This window comes from Brucella sp. NBRC 14130, assembly GCF_040371715.1.
Lineage (GTDB): Bacteria > Pseudomonadota > Alphaproteobacteria > Rhizobiales > Rhizobiaceae > Brucella > Brucella intermedia.
Genome location: NZ_BAABTE010000003.1, coordinates 32,528 through 54,138 on the forward strand (window position 1 = coordinate 32,528; position 21,611 = coordinate 54,138).

A 21,611-nucleotide genomic window follows, 5' to 3' on the forward strand; every position below is an offset into this window, starting at 1 on the left:
TGTTCAGCTTCCGAGCGCCACCGCAACATTGACCGAAGCGGCGACCAGAACGGTGTTGAAGAAGAAGGAGACGATGCTGTGCAGCAGCGTGATCCTGCGCATGGCAGGCGTTGTCACGCTGGTGTCGGACGTTTGCGCCGTCATGCCGATCACATAAGCGAAATAGGCAAAATCCCAGCCGGAAGGTTCCGGTGTGCCGGGAAACTCGAAACCGCCACGATGGCGGCTGGCATGGCTGCTATCGTTGCCAGCAGGTTCGCCGGGTTGCCAGTAAGCATGCGCGTAATGCAGCGCCGCCATCATGTGGATGGTAAACCAGCCGAGCGGCACCGAGGCGAGCGTCATCACCAGCGAGAAGGCATCGGCCTGCGGCTGCCGGTTGATCAGGATGAACAGCGAGACGACCGCCACGAGCACGGTCGCGAAGGTCACAAGGAAGATGATCCAGACCGGTTCATCGGCGCTGGCGGCGTGTTTTTTCAGCTGTGCTGCGGTGAGTTTTGGCAGCGCAAAGAGCGTCAGCGCGAGATAGAACACGAAGAAGCAGTTGGCCCCGATGACGGGGGCGAGTTCCCTGTCGACAAGCCACGCAATGATGAAAGCTGCAACGCCGCCCAGGGCAGCAAGATAGAACGACATATGGCGGCGCAGCAGAAACATCAGGCAAGCGTTTCCCTTGGTTCCAATCGCATATCGACATGTGGAATGCCGTCTTCGAGATATTCGTCGGAAATCGCCTCGAAGCCGAACGAGCCATAGAATTTCTGCAAATGGCTTTGTCCGCCAAGCTCGATCGCCGTACCCGGAAAACGGGCCTGGGCAAATTCGATGGCCTCTTTCATCAGACGGTGGCCGAGCTTGTAGCCCCGGTAATCCGGCGCCACGACCACGCGTCCGATCTTCACCGGCTTGCCATCCTGTTCCGGCGGCAGAACCCGCAGCGACGCTGCAAGCTCTTCCCCGTCGACAATGCGCAGGTGAAACGCCTCGAAATCCTTGCCGTCGATCTCCGGATAGGGACATTTCTGTTCGACCACGAAGACATCCACGCGCAGCTTCAGCATCGCATAAAGTGCGCGCGGGGTCAGGTTGTCGAGTTGGTCCCACCGGGAAACGAGAAGCTTTTCAGCCATCAGTAGACAACCACCGAACGGATGGACTTGCCTTCATGCATGAGATCGAAGGCAGTGTTGATTTCATCGAGCGGCATGGTGTGGGTGATAAGATCGTCGATATTGATCTTGCCCTCCATGTACCAGTCGACGATCTTCGGCACGTCGGTGCGACCGCGCGCGCCGCCGAAGGCGGTGCCTTTCCAGACGCGTCCCGTCACAAGCTGGAACGGACGCGTGGCGATTTCCTTGCCCGCTTCGGCCACGCCGATGATGATCGATTCACCCCAGCCGCGATGGCAGCATTCCAGCGCCTGACGCATGACATCCGTATTGCCGGTTGCGTCGAAGGAATAGTCAGCGCCGCCGTCGGTCAGGTCCTGGATGGCCTGCACCACCTTGTCATTGCCGATCTCACGCGGGTTGATGAAGTCGGTCATGCCGAATTTCTTAGCCATCTCGACCTTGGCCGGATTGATGTCCACGCCGATGATCTTGTCGGCGCCCACCATGCGGGCACCCTGGATGACATTGAGACCGATGCCGCCGAGACCGAACACGACGACATTGGAGCCGGGGCGAACCTTTGCGGTATAGATCACCGCGCCGATGCCGGTGGTCACGCCGCAGCCGATATAGCAGATCTTGTCGAAGGGCGCGTCTTCACGCACCTTCGCAACTGCGATTTCCGGCAGAACGGTGAAATTGGAGAAGGTGGAGCAGCCCATATAATGGAACACTTCGCCGCCATCGCAGGAAAAGCGCGTGGTCTTGTCGGGCATAAGGCCCTGACCTTGCGTGGCGCGGATAGACGTGCAGAGGTTCGAGCGCTGCGACAGGCAGGTCTTGCACTGGCGGCATTCTGGCGTGTAGAGCGGAATGACGTGATCGCCCGGCTTGACCGAGGTCACGCCCGCGCCTACTTCGCGCACGATGCCCGCGCCTTCATGGCCAAGAATGGCGGGGAATTTGCCCTCGGAATCGAGGCCCGACAGCGTGTAGGCATCGGTATGGCAAACGCCTGTCGCCATGATTTCGACCAGCACTTCGCCAGCCCGTGGACCACCGATTTCGACTGTTTCGATAGTGAGCGGCTTCTTCGCTTCCCAGGCGACGGCTGCGCGTGATTTCATGGCGATGTTTCCCTTCCAGTTGTGTGTTGCGCGCCTATTTCAGATAGGTGCGCAAAATCCGCATGATTTCGTCGATTTGCGTATCGGGATCGGCATTGGCTTCATGGCCGAACGTCTCGCGGAAATGACTTTCCAGCACTTCCGCCATCAGTCCGTTGGCCGCGCCTCGCAACGCCGCGATCTGCTGCAGCAGCGCCGCGCATTCGGTGCCTGCCTCCACCGCGCGCTCCAGCGCTTCGGCCTGTCCGCGAATGCGGCGCAGACGCGTCAGGGCGCGCTTCTTGTCTTCCGGTGAATGCGGCATGGAATCTCCCGATTTCAACGAAATCTATATACTCCGGGGGAGTACGTCAATCACTGTTCGCCAGCTGCAGGTGCAGAAGCGGATAAGGGCGTCCCTGATTGTCTGTTTCGGAACGCCCGGTTTCGACAAATCCCATATGCCGGTAAAAGCCGACGCCTTGCAGGTTCTGCTCGTTCACATCGACGGTCAAAGGATTGCCGACAGCTTTTGCATGGGCGATCATAAGTTTGCCGATGCCTTTGCCGCGCTGGTCGGGGGCGATGAACAGGCTGTCGATATGATGATCGCTCATGCCCATGAAGCCGACGGGCTTGCCAGCGTCTTCAACAAGCCAGACTTCGACATTGGGCAGATATTGCTCGGCCACGAGCTTTTCGATTTCCAGGAAATCATCGCGACTAAGGAAGTCATGCGTGGCGAGCACGCTGGCGCGCCAGATTTCGGTCAGCGCAGGCGCGTCGCTGCTGCTCGATTTTCGAATATGGATCATGTGCGCTCCTTGTGTGATAAGCACGAAAGCGAAAGCCTTATCTGACGGAAACTAATTTGACGAGCCTGCCCGATCTTCCTGTGACACAGATTCTGCCTCGACTGGATGAGGCATTGGCGCATCATGCGAGTGCAGTCCTTGTCGCGCCGCCCGGTGCGGGCAAGACGACACTGGTGCCGGTTCATATGCTGAATGCCGCCTGGCGCAAGGACGGCATGATCGTGCTGCTTGAGCCGCGCCGTCTCGCGGCACGCGCCGCCGCGCGCCGCATGGCGCAGCTTCTCGGCGAGGAGCCGGGCGAAACCGTTGGCTACCGGATGCGCCTTGAAAGCAAGGTGTCGGACAAAACCAGAATTCTCGTCGTCACCGAGGGCGTCTTCGCCCGCATGATTCTTGATGATCCGGATTTGACGGGCGTTGCAGCGGTTCTGTTTGATGAATTCCACGAGCGCAGCCTCGATGCGGATTTTGGTCTGGCGCTGGCGCTCGATGTGCAGGCGGCGCTTCGCGACGATCTCAAAATCCTCGTCATGTCGGCGACGCTCGATGGCGCTCGTGTGGCATCGCTTCTTGGCGATGCACCGGTGATCGAGAGCGAAGGCCGCGCTTTTCCCGTCGATATCCGCTATCGCGACCGCAAGGCCGATGAACGGATCGAAGACGTGATGGCGCGGGCGATCCGCGATGCGCTGGCCGAAGAGACAGGCAGCATTCTGGCTTTCCTGCCGGGGCAGGGCGAGATTGAACGCACCGCACGGCTTCTGGATGACCGGCTTCCGGCCAACGTGCTGCTTGCGCCGCTTTATGGCGCCATGGAAGGCGGTGCACAGGATGCGGCGATCAAGCCTGCACCGGCTGGTCATCGCAAGGTCGTTCTGGCGACCTCGATTGCCGAAACTTCCATCACGATCGATGGGGTGCGCGTGGTGATCGATAGCGGCCTTGCCCGCCTGCCGAAATATGAACCGGCCACGGGACTGACGCGCCTTGAAACCGTGCGCACGTCTCGCGCAAGTGCCGATCAGCGAGCTGGTCGCGCCGGGCGTACCGAACCCGGCATCGCCATCCGCCTCTGGCATCAGGGACAGACGGCAGCGCTCCCCCCTTTCTCGCCGCCGGAAATCCTGGAAGCTGATTTGTCCGGGCTGGTGCTCGATGCTGCCGCATGGGGTGTGACCGATCCGGCGACGCTCAGTTTTCTCGATGTTCCGCCGGGGCCCGCGCTGAAAGAGGCTAAGGCTCTGCTGTTGCGGCTGGGCGCGCTGGATGAAGCGGGGCGCTTGACGCCGGATGGCGAAGCAATGCGTTCTCTGGCGCTGCCCGCGCGTCTGGCGCATATGGTTGCGGAGGCGGCCAAGCGTGGCGAGGCACAGAAAGCGGCTGAGCTTGCCGTATTGCTGACCGAACGCGGTCTTGGCGGCAATGAAACCGACCTGGACACCCGTATGTCGCGTTTTCGCAATGACCGCTCGGACCGGGCGCAGCGTGCAAAAGGACTGGCAAGGCGGCTCGCCGCGAATGTCCCGAACAACGGCGAAGCCGCAGGCTCAAGCATTGGGCGAATGCTCATCGATGCTTATCCGGATCGCATCGCGAAGGCGCGTGGGGCGGCGGGGCAGTTTCTGCTCGCGAATGGACGCGGCGGAGAGGTTGATCCCGCCATCAGCCTTAGCCGCGCGCCGTGGCTGGTGGTTGCCGATATGTCGGGCAAGGCAGGCCGGGCGCGTGTTCTTTCTGCTGCGGAAGTCAGCGAAACGGAAATCCGCGCTGCCTTGGGCGGCAAAATCGAGAGTGGACGACAAGTTGTCTACGACCCGGAAAAGAATGCCTTGCGGGCGCGCGAAGCCGTGCGTATCGGCGCTATCGCTCTTTCCGAGAAGCCGCTCGCCGGTCCTTCAGGAAGTACCGCCGACGAAGGCGTGATTGCCGCCGTGCGTGAACATGGCCTCGATATCCTGCCGTGGAGCAAGGAGGCCGACATCCTGCGCCGACGGCTTGGCTGGCTTCACCGTGGTCTCGGCGATCCGTGGCCCGCCATGGATGATGAACATCTTGTCGAAAGGCTGGAAGACTGGCTGCTGCCTTTCCTGACAGGTGAAGCACAGCTCGACCGCATTCCTGGGCATGTGCTGAAAAACGGCCTGATAAGCCTCGTGCCATTCGATTTGCAGCGCAGCGTGGAGCAGCTTGCGCCGACGCATTTCGAAGTGCCGACCGGATCGAATATTCCGATCCGCTACGATGCGGAGGAGCCTGTCATAGCGGTCCGCGTGCAGGAACTGTTCGGTCTTGGCGTGCATCCGGCCATCGCCAACGGCAAGGTTCCGCTCCTGCTTGAACTGCTTTCTCCGGCTCACCGCCCGATCCAGATCACCCGTGATCTTCCTGGCTTCTGGAAGGGTTCATGGGCGGATGTGCGCTCCGACATGCGCGGGCGTTATCCGAAGCATGTCTGGCCGGAAGACCCTGCCAATGCGGAAGCGACCCGTCGCGCCAAGCCGCGCGGAACCTGAATCCGGCCTGCGACCGGATAACGCAGTTTCGCTTGCTTTCTGGTCCGGGCTTGCCTCATAAGGGCCTGACGAGGGACCCCATGCACGCAGAATTCGAGAATCGCGCTTCCAATCTTTCGCGCCGCCCGCGCCTCACCACGTTGGTCCGCGTTCGCTGGCTGGCAATTGCGGGACAGACCGCCGCAGTCATGTTCGTGGCGCTTTATCTGCAATTTGCGTTTGCAGTCGGCATCTGTTTTGCGCTGATCGCCTGTTCGGCCTGGCTCAACCTTTATCTTGCCTTCCGTTTTCCGACCAACCATCGGCTCAATCCGGCGGCGGCAAGTCTGGTTCTGGCATTCGACATTCTGCAACTGGCAGGCCTTCTCTATCTTACCGGCGGCCTGCAAAATCCGTTCGTCATCCTGATGATCGTGCCCGTCATCATCTCGGCGACATCGCTTTCTGCCCGCCACACGCTCGTGCTTGGCTTGCTGGTGGTTGCCTGTACATCGGTGCTCACCATCAGGCACGAACCGCTGCCCTGGTATCCGGGCGAAACGCTGAACCTGCCGTTCCTGTTCGTGATCGGCATCTGGTGCGCGATCATTTCGGCGCTCGGGTTCACCGCGGTCTATGCCTATCGCATCGCCGAGGAAGCGCGCCAGCTGGGCGACGCATTGAGCGCCGCCGAACTTATTCTCCAGCGCGAACAGCATCTGTCGGCGCTGGATGGGCTGGCTGCTGCAGCGGCCCATGAACTGGGCACGCCGCTTGCAACCATTGCATTGGTGGTGAAGGAAATGCAGCGCGCCCACACCACCGATCCGGGCCTTGCCGAAGATATCGCCTTGCTGCATTCGCAGACCCAGCGATGCCGGGAAATTCTCAGGCGCCTGACCAGTCTTTCCTCCGAAGGCGAAGAACACATGTCGCGCCTGCCGCTCTCATCGCTCATCGAGGAGGTCATCGCGCCGCACCGCAACTTCGGTATCACCATCGACGTGCAAAAGATGGAAGGTCCGAAGCCGGAACCCGTCACCCGCCGCAACCCCGGGCTGCTTTATGGCCTGGGCAACCTGGTGGAGAATGCCGTCGATTTTGCGCGCGGGACGGTCAATGTCACCTGGGGCTGGACTGACGGCAATGTGAGCGTAACCATCCAGGATGACGGCGAGGGGTTCAAACCCGAAATCCTCGACCGGATCGGCGAACCCTATATGACAAGCCGCGACAATACCCGAAATGGCGGCGGTTTGGGCCTCGGCCTCTTCATCGCCAAAACCCTGCTGGAACGCTCGGGCGCGCACATCACCTTCCGCAATCGCAACAATCCGGGGCAAGGCGCGGAGGTAAAGGTGGTCTGGCCGCGTTCCGCATTTACGTCCGTCTGAAGCACGCTTGCGGGCACGTATGGGATTTTCCTATCAAATCCTCGTGTCCGCATTTAAAAATAACATTTGAATACAAGGGCTTGTATTGCCCCGGCGCGGGATCGCCTGCTGAAATTGCTTCAACAATTCAGTGGCTATTTGACTTTTTGACGCAGGGGTATCAATAAGGAAAGAAAAATACAGGCAGGAAGCACCCGATGGACGACTTGAAGCAGGAAGACACCGAAGCCATAGGCAACGATCCGACCCTCCTTCTGGTTGATGACGACAAGCCCTTCTTGCAGCGCCTTGCCCGCGCCATGGAGAGCCGGGGTTTCCAGGTGACGACTGCGGAATCGGTTGAAGAAGGCATCGCCGCCGCCAAGGCAGCTGCACCGGCCTATGCGGTCGTGGACATGCGGCTGGGCGATGGCAATGGTCTCGACATCATCGAGGCGATTCGCTCGCGCCGCGCTGATACGCGCGCTATCGTTCTTACCGGCTACGGAAATATCGCAACCGCTGTGAATGCCGTTAAGCTTGGCGCCATCGACTATCTGTCGAAGCCCGCCGATGCCGATGAGGTCTTTGCAGCATTGACCCGCCGTCCGGGTGAAAAGGTTGCGCCGCCGGAAAATCCCATGTCCGCCGACCGGGTTCGCTGGGAGCACATCCAGCGGGTTTACGAAATGTGCGAGCGCAATGTCTCCGAAACCGCACGTCGTCTCAACATGCACCGCCGCACTTTGCAGCGCATTCTGGCCAAGCGCGCACCGCGTTAGAGCATAAAATAGAAGAACCTGGAGCGCCGATCTGATCCAATCAGATCGAAACGCGCTCTAATTCGGACTGCCAGATCAATCGATTTCCGTCTCGGGTACGTCGAGACCGGCCAGTTCGGCGATCGTCAGGCGGGCGGCGCCCGCCCGCGCAAAGCGAAGCATCAGCGCTTTTCGCGTCGCACCGGGCAATTTGTGCTCCGGCGCATCGCGCATAATTTCCGCTCCATAGCCATCAGAGAGAATGAAGCCGCATTCCTGCGGAAAGATTTCGCTCGGCACTGCCGGGTGGGTGGCGAAGAACAGCCGGTCGCAATAGGCGCGATATTCCGGCCATTTGCGATCTGTCTTCCAGTCCTCAATGGACGATTTGATCTCCACGATCCAGATTTCGCCTTTGCGGCTGAGCGCAATCAGATCGGCGCGCCGGCCCGACGCCAGCGGCAGTTCGGGCAAAGTGGCAAGTCCCATTTCCAGAAAAAGGCGCTGGACGCCACGCCGCACAAGCATGGCGTTCTCAGACTGCCTGCCGTCGGAAAGTGGATGGGTCTGGTTGGGAATCACAATGGGCATGGGCGCATTTTGTGCCCGGTTTGGGAGCGAAACAATCGGAAATCAGCGGCACGCCGGGCGAAAACTGCGGCGGCTGGGCAAAACATGGCCAAAAAATGTCTTAATCAAGGAATTTTCAATTTACGGTTAACGTCTGGTTAACAATACTGCCCCATCTTCAACGACAACGAACGATTCGCATCTATCTCCGGCCCATCGCGGTCCCATTGACGGAATGAACCAATCTGGGGGAATGCATGAATTCTCGCGTCCTAAATCTGACGGCGGCTCTCTTTCTGGGCAGTGTGTTGGCTGGCTGCTCGACCGTAGGCGGCACCTTTTATACCGCTTCCTATTCCTCGGTCACTGATGCCGGCTATGTTGTCCCGGCGATCCCGAGCGAAAAGATTCAACCGCAATATCGTCGCCAGATCGTCAAATATCCGACGGACGAAAAGCCGGGCACGATCATCGTCGATACGCGGGAAAAATTCCTTTACCTCATCATGCCGGAAGGCAAGGCCATGCGCTATGGCATTGGCGTTGGGCGTGAAGGTTTTGAATGGTCCGGCACGGCGCGGGTCGCCATGAAGCGCGAATGGCCGACCTGGACACCGCCTTCCGCCATGATCAAGCGCCAGCCGGAACTTGCAAAATATCGCAATGGCATGGACCCCGGCCTGCGTAATCCGCTCGGCGCGCGCGCCCTTTATCTTTACAACAAGGGTGGTGACACGGGCTATCGTCTTCACGGAACGCCGGAATGGTGGTCCATCGGCAAGGCAATGTCTTCCGGCTGCATCCGTCTCATGAATCAGGACATCATGGATCTTTACGACCGCACCGAACAGGGCGCGAAGGTCATCGTAAAGCAATAAGCCGGGCCATGCGGATATGAAAAAGGCCGCTTCACGCGGCCTTTTTCATTTGCAATTTCAAACAGATCAAATCTGTTCGACCTGCTGCACTTCTGGCACGAAATGGCGCAGGAGGTTCTGAATGCCGTGCTTCAGCGTTGCCGTCGATGACGGGCAACCTGAGCAGGCGCCCTTCATGTTCAGGAATACGGTGCCGTTTTCAAAGCCACGGAACGTGATGTCGCCGCCGTCCTGCGCAACGGCTGGACGAACACGGGTTTCGATCAGTTCCTTGATGATTTCGACTGTTTCCGCATCGGCTTCATCGAAGAATTCTTCGTCGCCATGGGCAGCGGCGGCATCCGCATTACTGTTGCCTGCCATTGCAGGCGCACCGGACATGAAATGTTCCATGATCGTGCCGAGAATGGCAGGCTTCAAGTGTTGCCACTCGCCGTCTTCCTTCGTCACGGTGATGAAATCATAGCCGAAGAAAACACCGGTTACGCCCGGAACCGAAAAAAGCTTGGCTGCGAGCGGCGACGTGTTGCCAGCGGTGGAAGGGTCGCGGAAATCGGCGGTGCCTTCCGGCATGACGACCTTGCCGGGAAGAAACTTCAGGGTCGCCGGGTTGGGCGTGGTTTCAGTCTGGATGAACATGCCAGTTGTCCCGCTTTCAGATTTTGGAACGATTCTCGTAAGCGCAGATCCATATGGACGCAAGTGCTGTCCCGACACTGCGCGTGTCAGTTGCCATCAATATAGGGTGATCAGGTCACCGCATCAATGTCATCGTCGCTCATGCCTGCCGGAATGACCGTGACCGGGATCGGGAACTGCGAGCGGCTGGCAAGCGATTGCACCAGGGGACCGGGGCCTTCCTTGCCCGAACCGGCAGCCAGAACCAGAATGGCGATATCCTGATCTTCCTCGATGAGGCTGATCAGCTCTGCGGCGGTTTCGCCCTCGCGAATGCTGATTTCCGGCTCGATCCCTTGATCCGTGCGCACGGTTGCCGCGAATTTTTCCAGCGCCGCCTGCGCGCGATCCTGTGCTTCTGCGCGCATGATTTCTCCGACGCCCAGAATTTGCTGGAAATCGGAGTCATCGATCACGAAAAGCAGGATGAGCGAGCCGCCCGTGTTTTTTGCACGGCGAGCGGCATAGGCAACGGCGCGCCCGCACTCGGGCGTCTCGTCGATGACGGCAAGAAACTTGCGGCGGTGACCGGCTTCCCGGCTAAGTCGTTTTGATACCATGGCCGCAATTTGCCATCGGGACCGGCCATCTGCAAGCTGACATTTGCAGGAGCTTGAGGATCGAAAGTCGATCTTCGAACGGGGAGGACGGCAGCAAAAAAGCTGCCGCCCGCTGGTCAATCGGGAATTTTAGTTCTGCAGCCAGCCGACGATGTCGCGGACATGACGCATGGTCTGTTCGGCGATCACGCCGGCCCGTTCGCCGCCATCGCGCAGAACGCTGTCGATGTAGGCCGGGTCAGCCACCAGCCGACGCATCTCATGGGTGATCGGCGAAAGTTTCGCGACCGCCAGATCGGCAAGCGATGCCTTGAATTCGGAGAACTGGCGTCCGCCGAATTCGTTGAGCACGTCTTCCTTCGATCGAGCGGAAAGTGCTGCATAGATGCCAACCAGGTTATCCGCTTCCGGGCGACCGTCGAGGCCGTCGAGTTCCGTCGGCAGGCCATCCGAGTCGGTCTTTGCCTTGCGGATCTTCTTGGTGATGGTCTCTTCGTCGTCGATCAGGTTGATGCGCGACAGATCCGATGGATCGGACTTCGACATCTTCTTGGTGCCGTCGCGCAGCGACATGATCCGCATGGCCGGGCCGGAAATAACCGGCTCGGTGAGCGGGAAGAAGCCAGAGACCTGCTCGTCACCGACCTTCATATCCACACCGACCCCAAGCGAGGCGATACGGTCGGAATAGTCGTTGTTGAACTTCTGCGCGATATCGCGGGTCAGTTCCAGATGCTGCTTCTGGTCCTCGCCAACCGGGACGGCGGTGGCGCGGTAAAGCAGGATGTCGGCGGCCATAAGGCTCGGATAGGCGAACAGCCCAAGGGAAGCGTTTTCGCGATCTTTGCCTGCCTTGTCCTTGAACTGGGTCATGCGGCTCATCCAGCCGATGCGCGCGACGCAGTTGAACACCCATGCCAGCTCCGCATGCTGCATGACGCGGCTCTGGTTGAAGACGATGCTCTTCTTCGGATCGACGCCAGCGGCGAGATAGGCAGCGGTCACTTCCCGGGTCGAGTTCGTCAACTCGGCTGGATCGGGTGAAATGGTCAGCGCATGCATATCAACGACGCAATAAATGCAGTCGTTGGTGTCCTGCATGTCTACCCACCGCTTGATTGCCCCGAGATAATTGCCGAGGTGAAGATTTCCGGTCGGTTGGGCGCCGGAGAAAACAAGCGGTTTGAACGTGCTCATGATCGTTTCCTAAAAAGTTAGCCCCGCCGGTGGAGAGCGGGGATTTTGAATGTTAGAGCATGATTCCGAAAAGTGGGAACCGGTTTTCGGATAAAATCATGCTCAAACAAAAACTTAACACGGGATGGTGATTCAACTTAAAACATCCCACTCTAGCCTTTTCGCAGAGACGCAGTCGCCTTTCAAGCGCGAATTATTGCTCGCTTTCAGGCGCTTTCTTTGCCGCACCGCGCTTGATGTTGCGGCGGATCATCCCGGTATTGGCGCCGCCGAGACCAAAGGCAAAGCCGAAATAAACGACCATTGCGGCAATGACGATTGCGGTCACGGTTCCCGCTCGTACAAGAAGCGGCGCAGCCGCGGAAAGCTCTTGGGCGAAGTAGCCGACGGCAAAATGGATGCCGACAGCCATGATCGCGGCAGCCACGAGAAGACGCGGGATGCGGGTGAGGAGTGGAATATCCTGTCCCCAATGGCCCCGCTTCACCAGTGTCGCAAAAAGCAGCACAGCATTGACCCACCCCGCGACGATTTCGGCGGTGGCGATGCCCGTCGGCCCGAAATGGGGGAAAAGCGAGATGGCAAGCGAGACATTCACCGCCACCGAAATGGCAGCGAAGATCATCGGCGTGCGGGTATCCTCGCGGGCGAAGAAGCCCGGAATGAACGCCTTTATCAGCACGAAAGCCGGCAGGCCCAGGCCATAGATTGCCAGAATATTGGAGACGACGAGCGTGGAATCCGGACTGAACTTGCCGCGTTCGAACAGGAGTCGCACGATTGGCTCCGACATGACGAGGAGAGCGGCTGCGGCTGGCAGCGTGAGGAACAAGGTGAACTCGACTGAACGGTTTTGCAGGTTCGACGCTTCCTTCATGTGACCGCCACGCAATGCGCGTGACAGTTCAGGCAGAAGCACGGTCGCGACCGCGATGCCGACGACACCGAGTGGAAGCTGATAGATGCGGTCCGCATAAACGAGCGAGGAAACCGCGCCTTCCATGCCCGACGCGATATTGGTGTTGATGAGCAGGTTGATTTGTGTGATGCCCCCGGTGATGGCGGCAGGAAGCGCCAGCACCAGAAGCCGCCTGACATTGGGCGTGAGGCGCGGACGGCGGAAGCCGATCTTGATGCCTGCATTGCGCACGGCAATCCAGACGATGGCAAGCTGCACCAGGCCCGCAGCCATGACGCCCCAGGAAAGGCCATATCCCACGGCCAGCGCATCATAGCCGCGCCACCAGGCCACGGCCAGGACGCCGATCAGGATGATGTTGAGAAAGACCGGGGCTATTGCCGCCGCGAAATAACGGTGCAGCGAATTCAGCATCCCGCCCATCATCGCGGCAAGCGACATGCAGGCGAGGTAGGGGAACATGATGACCGCGAGGCGCACCGTGTTCTCGAACTTTACCGGATCGTCGGTGAAGCCCGGCGCGATCACGGTTCGCACGATGAAGGGCATCGAAAGTTCCATCACGATGGTCAGGAACAGGAGCACGGTAAAGAGCACGCCGAACACTTCTTCGGAAAAGCGACGCGCGCCGTCCATGCCGTTCTTTTCGATTTCCTTGGCAAAAAGCGGCACGAAAGCGGAGTTGAAGGCGCCTTCGGCAAAAAGTCGTCGAAAGGTGTTCGGGAAACGGAAAGCGGCATTGAAGGCGTCGGCCACCGGACCGGTGCCGAGTGCCGCCGCCATGAACATCTCGCGGGTGAAGCCGAAAATGCGGCTCATCAGCGTTCCGGACGCGACCGTGGCGAACTTTTTGACCAAACTCATTTACTGAAAAACCTATGCTGCGGCCTGCGACGAGCGGCCGTTTGTCTTGCTGCCATTTTCCGCGCCCAGCACACCTAGCAGCTTGCGCCTGATATTGCCCTGACGGGTGGCATTTGAAATCTTGTGGCCCACTAGGTCGGTTACGTAAAAACTGTCAATCACCTTCTCGCCAAACGTGGTGATATGGGCAGAAGCAATATCCAGCGAAAGGTCGGAAATAAGGCCGGTCAGCTCCGAAAGCAGGCCGGGGCGGTCCAGGCCTTCCACCTCGATGACTGTGAACTTGTTGGAGAACGTGTTGTTGATCTCGACACGCGGCTCCACCTTGAAAGCCTTGGCGGCCTTCTTCGGCTTGGTACGCTTGGCCAGAACGTCGGGCAAATGCGCCTTTCCGGACAGGACATCCTCGATGACCTTGCCAACGCGTTCGGCACGGCGGCGCTCGTCGTCGTCAGTATCGAATTCACGGCTGATGAGAATGGTATCGAGCGCCCGCCCGTCGCCGGTGGTGAAAATCTGCGCGTCGACGATGTTGGCCCCTGCCGCCGCGCAGGCTCCCGTGATGATCGACAGGAGACGTGGATGGTCGGGCGCCAGCACCGTGATTTCGGTCACGGCCTCGAAGGTGTGTGGCTTCGCCATGGTGGCCAGCGCCCGCTCATTGCGGTCGGCTTCGCGGATGAAATGGGCGTGCCGGACCTGATCCTCGAGGCTGACGGTCAGGAAATAGTTGGTGTAGTGGAGGGCCAGATAGGCATCGCGCTTGTCCTTGGGCCAGTCGGAAAGCCGTTCTGCCAGCGCCTCTCGCGCCTGATAGTCACGGTCGGCGCGGGACAGTTCCGAGAAACCGCCGGTCAGGACCAGCTCGGTTTCGTAGAAGAGCGTGCGCAGAAGCTGGCCCTTCCAGCCGTTCCATACACCGGGGCCGACCGCCTTGATGTCGCAGACGGTGAGGATCAGGAGAAGTTTCAACCGCTCCATCGTCTGCACTGTATCGGCGAAGTCGATGATGGTCTTGCGATCATTGAGGTCGCGCGATTGCGCCACCATGCTCATGGTCAGATGTTCCCGCACAAGCCATTCGACGGTTTCGGTTTCGGCGGGGCTGAGACCGAAGCGGGGACCGAGCTTGCGGGCAATGCGCGCACCGGCAACCGAGTGGTCTTCCGGTCGTCCCTTGGCGATGTCGTGCAAGAGCAGGGCCACATAAAGCAGGTTGCGATCGCGCTTCACCGTCGTGATGAGGTGGTTTGAAAGCGGATGTTCGTTTTCAAGCTCGCCATGCTCGATTTCCGACAGCACGGCGATGCAGCGCAGCAGATGCTCGTCCACCGTATAATGGTGGTACATGTTGAACTGCATCATGGCGACGATCTTGCCGAAATCCGGAATGAACTTTCCGAGTACGCCGGATTCGTTCATGCGGCGCAGAATGAGTTCGGGATTGCGCGGTGAGGTCAGGACTTCGAGAAAAAGCCGGTTGGCTTCGGGGTTCTCGCGCAGATCGGCGTTGATGAGTTTCAAGGAGCGGGTGAGGCTTTGCATCGCTTCTGGATGAAATTCCAGCCCGTGCTTGTCCGCCAGATGGAAGAGACGGATGATATTGACCGGGTCTTCCTTGAAAACATCGGGCCGCGCGATGTTGATGCGGTGATTTTCCGAAACGAAGTCGCTGTCTGCGGAAAGCTTGCGCTTGCGCCGTGAAAAGGTGAGGAAGATGCGATTGAAGCCCGGCACATGCTTGGCCTGCTGCTCCTCCAGCGCAGCGCTGATGATGCGGGTGAGATCGCCCACATCCTTCGCCACGAGGAAGTAATGCTTCATGAACCGTTCGACATAGTTCTGGCCGGGATGCGCCGTATAGCCAAGGCGCTGGGCGATTTCCGGCTGGATGTCGAAGGAAAGCCGCTCTTCTGCCTTCAGCGTGGCGAAGTGCATGTGGCACCGCACCGCCCAGAGAAAATCTTCCGCCTTGTTGAACAGTTTCAGTTCGGCCCGCGACAGAACACCGAGCTTGACCAGCTCTTCCTTCGTCTTGACGCGGTAAAAATACTTGGTGATCCAGAACAGCGTATGCAGGTCGCGCTGCCCGCCCTTGCCTTCCTTGACGTTCGGCTCGACCAGATAGCGGGTTTCGCCTGCCTTGCGGTGGCGCTGGTCGCGCTCGGCAAGCTTGGCCTGAATGAATTCAGGCCCGGTATCCTTGACGATTTCCTCGTCGAAGCGGCCAACAAGCGATTTGAAGAGCTCACGATTGCCGGTGAGAAACCGCGCATCGAGAACTGCCGTGCGGATCGTCATGTCCTCGCGCGCCAGACGGATGCACTCATCGATGTTGCGCGTGGAATGCCCGACTTTCAGTCCCATGTCCCACAGCATGTAGAGCATGTATTCGACCACCTGCTCGCCCCACGGGGTCTGCTTGTAGGGCAGTAGAAACAGAAGATCGATATCCGAGCCTGGCGCCAGCCCACCGCGCCCGTAGCCGCCCACCGCGACGATGGCCATGTTTTCCGCCTTCGATGGATTGATCATCGGATAGGCTTTGGTGGTGGCGAATTCGAACAGCGCCTCGATCAGCGTGTCCATCAGAAAGGAAAGGCGTTTGGCGCAGAGCGTGCCGCCGCCGTCCTTCATCAACATGCCTTCCGCGTTGGCGCGGCCACGCACCAACGCGTCCTTCAAGGCCTGAAGCACCACTTTGCGCACGGTAGGGCTGGTGTAGTTTTCGTCCGTGGAATCCGCCAGTTCGTTGAGCTTGCGGCGCAGCGTCTCGGGATTGACGATCTCTTCCAGCTTAAGGTCGTGTGCGCTCATGCGGCATGTAGATCCGGTTTGCGGGGAAAGGATAGTGGACGATGGCCATCCTAGAGCATTTCCACCAAAAGTGCGAAGCGGTTTTGCGTGTGGCAAATGCGACAAAACAAATACTTAGCGCGGTTCCGACGATTCCGTTTTAACCGGAACCGCTCTATAGCCGCTTTTATGGATGATGAATATCCAAAAGCAAAGGCCGGGGAGACCCCGGCCTTCGTTTTACTATTCGCTGATCTTTCAGTTCGTCGCATTATAGGCGGTGATTGCCGCCATATTGACGATGTCGGAATCCTTCGCACCGATGGTGACGATCTGAGCAGGCTTGTCGAGGCCGACGAGCAGAGGGCCGATGATGGTTGCGCCACCCAGTTCCTGCAGCATGTCGGCGGCAATCGACGCAGAGTGATTGTCGGGTGTGACGATCACATTGGCCGGCCCCGACAGGCGGATGAACGGATATTGTTCCATCAGCTTCGGGTTCAGCGCCACATCGGCACTCATTTCGCCGTCGAATTCGAAATCCACATGGCGCGTTGCAAGAATGCGGACGGCTTCCTGAATGCGGGCGGAACGTTCGCCGCCCATATGGCCGAATGTCGAGAAGGCGGTGAGCGCCACGCGCGGCACATAACCCATGCGGCGCGCCATGCCCGCAGCCTCTACTGCGATATCGGCAAGCTCGGCTGCGGTCGGCATTTCATGGACCGCAGTATCGGCGATGAACACGGTGCGCCCACGGCAGAGTGCGATGGAAACACCAACCACGCGATGGCCCGGCTTGGAATCGATGACGCGGCGCACGTCGTCGAGACCCGTCGCATAATTGCGGGTCACGCCCGTCACCATGCCATCGGCATCGCCCAGCGCCACCATGCATGCCGCAAAATGATTGCGGTCATTGTTGATGAGGCGGTGGCAATCGCGCGTCAGATAGCCCTTGCGCTGTAACTTCTCGTAGAGATAGTCGGCGTAAGCCGCATTGCGGCTCGACAGGCGCGCATTGATGATTTCGATGCCCGGACGGTCGAGGTCGAGACCGGCAGCCTTCGCCGTATCCTGCACCCGTTCCTCGCGGCCCACCAGAATAGCGGTGCCGAGCCCCTGGTTCACGTAGGAAACGGCGGCACGCATCACCTGTTCTTCCTCGCCTTCGGCAAAGACGATGCGCTTCGGCTGGCGGCGCACGCGTTCATAGATGCCGCGAAGGGTCGAGGCGATCGGATCGCGACGGGCCGACAGTTCGCGCTTGTAGCCTTCGATGTCGGCAATGGCGCGTCCGGCAACGCCGGTTTCCATCGCGGCCTTGGCGACGGCAGCCGAGACGGATGCAAGCAGGCGCGGATCGAACGGCACCGGGATGATGTAGTTCGGGCCGAAGCGCGGGCGGCTCCCCTGATAGGCCGCGACAACATCGTCCGGCACGTCCTCACGGGCAAGTTCGGCCAGCGCGTTGACGGCGGCGATTTTCATCGCATCGTTGATGGTGGTCGCACGCACGTCGAGCGCGCCGCGGAAGATGTAGGGGAAGCCAAGCACGTTGTTGACCTGGTTCGGATAATCCGAACGGCCAGTCGCAACGATGGCGTCGTCGCGGATGCGCGCCACTTCTTCAGGCGTCACTTCCGGGTCGGGATTGGCCATTGCGAAGATGATCGGGTTCGGCGCCATGGAGCGCACCATGTCTTCCGTGAACGCGCCTTTGGCCGAAAGGCCAAACACCACATCCGCGCCATTCATGGCATCCGCCAGCGACCGCTTGTCGGTCTTTACCGCATGCGCGGATTTCCACTGGTTCATGCCCTCTTCGCGGCCCTGCCAGACGACGCCCTTGGTGTCGCACAGGATGACGTTTTCTGGAGCAAAGCCCATGGCCTTGATGAGTTCGATACAGGCGATGCCGGCTGAGCCCGCGCCATTGCAGACGAGCTTCGTCGTCTTCATGTCGCGGCCGGTCAGATGCAGCGCATTGATGAGGCCGGCGGCGGCGATGATGGCCGTTCCATGCTGGTCATCATGGAAAACCGGAATGTCCATCAGTTCGCGCAGGCGGCTCTCGATGATGAAGCAGTCGGGCGCCTTGATATCTTCCAGATTGATGCCGCCGAAGGAGGGGCCGAGATAGCGCACCGCATTGATGAAAGCGTCGATATCGGTGGTGTCGACTTCAAGATCGATGGAGTCGACATCGGCAAAGCGCTTGAACAGCACGGCCTTGCCTTCCATGACGGGCTTGGATGCGAGCGCGCCCAGATTGCCGAGGCCCAGAATGGCGGTGCCGTTCGAAATGACGGCGACCAGATTGCCCTTCGCCGTATAGTCATAGGCGCGGGCGGCGTCTTCGGCGATTGCCTTCACCGGCACGGCAACGCCCGGAGAATAGGCGAGCGATAGATCGCGCTGCGTGGTCATGGGCTTGGTGGGGTTGATCTCCAGCTTGCCCGGGCGACCCTGCGCGTGAAAGTCTAGCGCTTCCTTCTCACTGGCTGTGGGTGCGCGTTCTGATGTGTTGCCCTTCGGCGTCGAGGCTGGCATGTTCCCTCCGGTTTCATCTGCGGGAGAACCTCGATAGCGCCAGTCACGCATTGTGTAAACAGCGCTTGCGGGAATAGATATTCATCCAAAAACGATGGAATACGAAATTTTATGACCCTGGCATTGTTTGCCAGGCAATAAATGAAGGTTTACCGATGGAATCGAAGGCGAGCGAAAATATGTTGGAAGCGGAAGAAGATGCCGCCGAGGCAGCGCCCGTTCGCCTGACGCCCATGATGGAGCAATATATCGAGATCAAGGCCGCGAATGTCGATTCGCTGCTCTTTTATCGCATGGGCGATTTTTACGAATTGTTCTTCGATGACGCAGTGGAGGCATCTGCGGCGCTGGGCATTACGCTTACCAAGCGCGGCAAGCATCTGGGCGAGGATATTCCGATGTGCGGCGTGCCTGTCCATGCCGCCGACGATTATCTGCAAAAGCTGATCGCCAAGGGCTACCGGGTTGCAGTCTGCGAGCAGGTTGAAGACCCGGCGGAAGCGAAGAAGCGCGGCTCCAAATCCGTGGTGAAGCGCGATGTGATCCGCCTCGTCACGCCCGGCACGCTGACTGAGGAAAAGCTGCTGGACCCAGCGCAAGCCAATTTCCTGATGGCGATGGGGCGCACGCGCGGCGATGGCGCACTGGCGCTTGCCTGGATCGATATTTCTACCGGCACCTTCCGCGTGGCGGAAACAACGCCCGATCGGCTTTTCGCCGATGTGATGCGGGTGGACCCGCGTGAGCTGGTGGTAGCCGACAGCGCCTTCCACGATGAGGAATTGCGCCCCGTCTTCGATCTGGTCGGCAAGGCGGTGACGCCGCAACCGGCGACGCTCTTCGACAGCGCGGCTGCGGAAGCGCGTATCCAGCGCTATTTCAACGTCGCGACGCTGGATGGCTTCGGTCAGTTCAGCCGCTCCGAGCTGTCGGCGATTTCCGGCGCGATTGCCTATATCGAAAAGACGCAGATTTCCGAGCGTCCCCCCCTGATGCGGCCGGAACGCGAGCATGAGGGCGGTACGCTTTTCATCGACCCGGCCACACGCGCCAGCCTGGAGCTTGCCCGCACCATGTCGGGCAACCGCGACGGCAGCCTGTTGAAGGCAGTTGATCGCACGGTGACTGGCGGCGGGGCGCGGCTTCTCGCCGAGCGCCTGACCGCGCCGCTCACCAATCCGAAGGAAATTGCGCTGCGGCTTGATTCCGTTTCCTGGTTCCTGAGCGAGCCGTCGCTCTGCGAAGCCATGCGTGCGGAACTGAAAGGCGTGCCGGATATGCCGCGCGCGCTTTCGCGCCTTGCGGTCGGACGCGGCGGGCCGCGCGATCTGGGCAGCCTCGCGCGAGGTTTCGAGGCTGCGCACACGATTGCAAATCTGTTGGAAAGTGCGTTGCTGCCGGACGAACTGGCACATGCCCGCGATGCCGTCAGCGCCATGCCTGCCATCTTTACCGCGCATCTTGACCGGGCCCTGGCCGACGAATTGCCGCTTCTCAAACGCGACGGCGGTTTCGTGCGGGCAGGCTATAATGCCGAGCTTGATGAAATGCGGGCCTTGCGCGATCAGTCACGCCGCGTAATCGCCGGTCTCCAGGCTGATTATATAGAAGAGACCGGCATCAAGTCGCTCAAGATCAAGCATAACAATGTGCTTGGCTATTTCATCGAGGTGACGGCCAACAATGCCGGGGCGATGACGGACACAGACGAAGCCAAGGGCCGTTTCATCCACCGGCAGACCATGGCCAATGCGATGCGCTTTACCACGACCGAGCTGGCGGAACTGGAAAGCAAGATCGCCAATGCCGCAGACCGCGCCCTGTCCATCGAGCTTGCCGTGTTCGAGGAACTGACGGCGGAAGCCGTTTCCCATGCCGACAGCATCCGAGCGGCTGCATCGGCGCTCGCGGTTTTCGACGTTTCAGCAGCTCTTGCCGTGCTGGCGGATGAGCAGGGCTATTGCCGCCCGCAGGTCGATGACAGCCTGTCCTTTAATATCGTGGCTGGCCGTCATCCGGTGGTCGAACAGGCCCTGCGACGGCAGGCGGCCAATCCGTTCGTCGCCAATGATTGCGATCTCTCCCCGCAAACGGATGGGGGAAACGGTGCGATCTGGCTTCTGACCGGCCCGAACATGGGCGGTAAATCGACATTCCTGCGCCAGAACGCTTTGATTGCCATTCTCGCACAGATGGGTTCCTTCGTCCCTGCCGGTTCCGCGCAGATTGGTGTCGTGGATCGCCTGTTCAGCCGTGTCGGCGCTTCCGACGATCTGGCGCGCGGGCGTTCAACCTTCATGGTCGAAATGGTGGAAACGGCGGCGATCCTCAATCAGGCAGGCGAGCGTTCGTTGGTGATTCTTGACGAGATCGGGCGCGGTACGGCGACTTTCGACGGGCTTTCCATTGCCTGGGCTGCGGTCGAATATCTGCATGAGAAGAACCGCTGCCGTGCGCTGTTTGCTACGCATTTCCACGAAATGACCGCACTTTCGGAAAAGCTGGAGCGGCTTTTCAACGTCACCATGCGGGTGAAGGAATGGGACAACGATGTCGTCTTCCTGCATGAGGTGGCAAAGGGGGCTGCCGACCGTTCCTACGGCGTGCAGGTCGCGCGTCTTGCCGGTCTGCCCGAGGCGGTCGTCAATCGTGCGCGCGATGTTCTGCACCAGCTGGAAGCCGGTGAAACTTCCGGCAAGGCGGACAAGCTGATCGATGATCTGCCACTGTTCTCCGTCGTCTTGCAGCAGGAAAAGCCGAAGCCGCAGGCAACGGCAAAGGACAGCGAACTGGCAAAGGCGGTGGCAGGCATCAGCCCTGACGAACTGACGCCGCGCGAAGCGCTGGACCTGATTTATAAGTTGAAGGAACTGGCCGGAAAGGCGTGAGATCTGGACCCTCGCCCTTCGAGGCTTCGCTATGCTCCGCACC

General features: G+C 59.7%; 17 protein-coding genes. 5 read left to right on the forward strand and 12 right to left on the reverse strand.

Annotated features, from left to right (window positions below; translation table 11 throughout):
* Positions 1-3: 3 nt before the first annotated feature.
* The 5 genes from ABWW28_RS06290 to ABWW28_RS06310 are packed head-to-tail and all read right to left on the reverse strand — an operon-like array spanning position 4 to position 3,039.
* Positions 4-660, reverse strand: a complete 657-nt coding sequence (locus ABWW28_RS06290; RefSeq protein ID WP_006465859.1) for a DUF1345 domain-containing protein — start codon at positions 658-660, stop codon at positions 4-6.
* The gene (locus ABWW28_RS06295) at positions 660-1,133 is read right to left on the reverse strand and encodes a GNAT family N-acetyltransferase (RefSeq protein WP_063619952.1); all 474 of its coding nucleotides are present in this window, start codon (positions 1,131-1,133) and stop codon (positions 660-662) included. The genes ABWW28_RS06290 and ABWW28_RS06295 overlap by 1 nt, the downstream gene beginning before the upstream one ends.
* Positions 1,133-2,245, reverse strand: coding sequence for an S-(hydroxymethyl)glutathione dehydrogenase/class III alcohol dehydrogenase (locus ABWW28_RS06300; RefSeq protein WP_021586396.1), 1,113 nt, complete (start codon positions 2,243-2,245; stop codon positions 1,133-1,135). The genes ABWW28_RS06295 and ABWW28_RS06300 overlap by 1 nt, the downstream gene beginning before the upstream one ends.
* A gap of 34 nt (positions 2,246-2,279) precedes the next feature.
* The gene (locus ABWW28_RS06305; RefSeq protein ID WP_006470917.1) at positions 2,280-2,549 is read right to left on the reverse strand and encodes a metal/formaldehyde-sensitive transcriptional repressor; all 270 of its coding nucleotides are present in this window, start codon (positions 2,547-2,549) and stop codon (positions 2,280-2,282) included.
* 46 nt (positions 2,550-2,595) lie between these two features.
* Entirely contained in the window at positions 2,596-3,039 is a 444-nt protein-coding gene (locus tag ABWW28_RS06310) for an acetyltransferase (RefSeq protein WP_187963205.1), read from the reverse strand.
* 56 nt (positions 3,040-3,095) lie between these two features.
* Between ABWW28_RS06310 and hrpB the strand changes: the two genes are divergently transcribed.
* The 3 genes from hrpB (at position 3,096) to regA (ending at position 7,686) form a co-directional block, all read left to right on the forward strand.
* Positions 3,096-5,552: an ATP-dependent helicase HrpB gene (hrpB, locus tag ABWW28_RS06315; RefSeq protein WP_063619954.1), complete on the forward strand. Its 2,457-nt coding sequence runs from the start codon at positions 3,096-3,098 to the stop codon at positions 5,550-5,552.
* Positions 5,553-5,632: 80 nt separating this feature from the next.
* Positions 5,633-6,925 (forward strand): ActS/PrrB/RegB family redox-sensitive histidine kinase, encoded by a 1,293-nt coding sequence (locus ABWW28_RS06320; protein ID WP_006470914.1) that lies wholly within the window; start codon positions 5,633-5,635, stop codon positions 6,923-6,925.
* Between the two features lie 197 nt (positions 6,926-7,122).
* Positions 7,123-7,686: a global response regulator transcription factor RegA gene (gene regA / locus ABWW28_RS06325; RefSeq protein ID WP_006465866.1), complete on the forward strand. Its 564-nt coding sequence runs from the start codon at positions 7,123-7,125 to the stop codon at positions 7,684-7,686.
* Between the two features lie 75 nt (positions 7,687-7,761).
* On the opposite strand, the gene ABWW28_RS06330 is transcribed toward regA, so the two are convergent.
* On the reverse strand, positions 7,762-8,256 hold the full coding sequence (locus ABWW28_RS06330; protein ID WP_025089798.1) for an MmcB family DNA repair protein: 495 nt from the start codon (positions 8,254-8,256) through the stop codon (positions 7,762-7,764).
* 236 nt (positions 8,257-8,492) lie between these two features.
* On the opposite strand from ABWW28_RS06330, the gene ABWW28_RS06335 reads away from it, so the two are divergent.
* Positions 8,493-9,113 carry a L,D-transpeptidase gene (locus tag ABWW28_RS06335; RefSeq protein WP_006465868.1) on the forward strand — a complete coding sequence of 207 codons (621 nt, stop codon included), beginning with the start codon at positions 8,493-8,495 and terminating at the stop codon, positions 9,111-9,113.
* A gap of 66 nt (positions 9,114-9,179) precedes the next feature.
* Here the strand turns inward: ABWW28_RS06335 and ABWW28_RS06340 are convergent, their stop codons facing one another.
* The 6 genes from ABWW28_RS06340 to ABWW28_RS06365 form a co-directional block, all read right to left on the reverse strand.
* On the reverse strand, positions 9,180-9,752 hold the full coding sequence (locus ABWW28_RS06340) for a NifU family protein (protein WP_063619955.1): 573 nt from the start codon (positions 9,750-9,752) through the stop codon (positions 9,180-9,182).
* Positions 9,753-9,862: 110 nt separating this feature from the next.
* Entirely contained in the window at positions 9,863-10,351 is a 489-nt protein-coding gene (locus ABWW28_RS06345; RefSeq protein ID WP_006470912.1) for a universal stress protein, read from the reverse strand.
* Between the two features lie 129 nt (positions 10,352-10,480).
* On the reverse strand, positions 10,481-11,548 hold the full coding sequence (gene trpS, locus ABWW28_RS06350) for a tryptophan--tRNA ligase (protein WP_063619956.1): 1,068 nt from the start codon (positions 11,546-11,548) through the stop codon (positions 10,481-10,483).
* A 193-nt stretch (positions 11,549-11,741) separates the two neighbouring features.
* Complete coding sequence (gene murJ / locus ABWW28_RS06355; protein WP_063619957.1) at positions 11,742-13,331, reverse strand: murein biosynthesis integral membrane protein MurJ; 1,590 nt, start codon at positions 13,329-13,331, stop codon at positions 11,742-11,744.
* A 12-nt stretch (positions 13,332-13,343) separates the two neighbouring features.
* Positions 13,344-16,148, reverse strand: coding sequence for a [protein-PII] uridylyltransferase (locus ABWW28_RS06360; RefSeq protein WP_353390569.1), 2,805 nt, complete (start codon positions 16,146-16,148; stop codon positions 13,344-13,346).
* 237 nt (positions 16,149-16,385) lie between these two features.
* Positions 16,386-18,680 carry an NADP-dependent malic enzyme gene (locus tag ABWW28_RS06365; RefSeq protein ID WP_063619958.1) on the reverse strand — a complete coding sequence of 765 codons (2,295 nt, stop codon included), beginning with the start codon at positions 18,678-18,680 and terminating at the stop codon, positions 16,386-16,388.
* A 155-nt stretch (positions 18,681-18,835) separates the two neighbouring features.
* Between ABWW28_RS06365 and mutS the strand changes: the two genes are divergently transcribed.
* A complete protein-coding gene (gene mutS, locus ABWW28_RS06370) occupies positions 18,836-21,568 on the forward strand; it encodes a DNA mismatch repair protein MutS (protein ID WP_063619959.1) in 2,733 nt (910 codons plus the stop codon).
* Positions 21,569-21,611 lie beyond the last annotated feature (43 nt).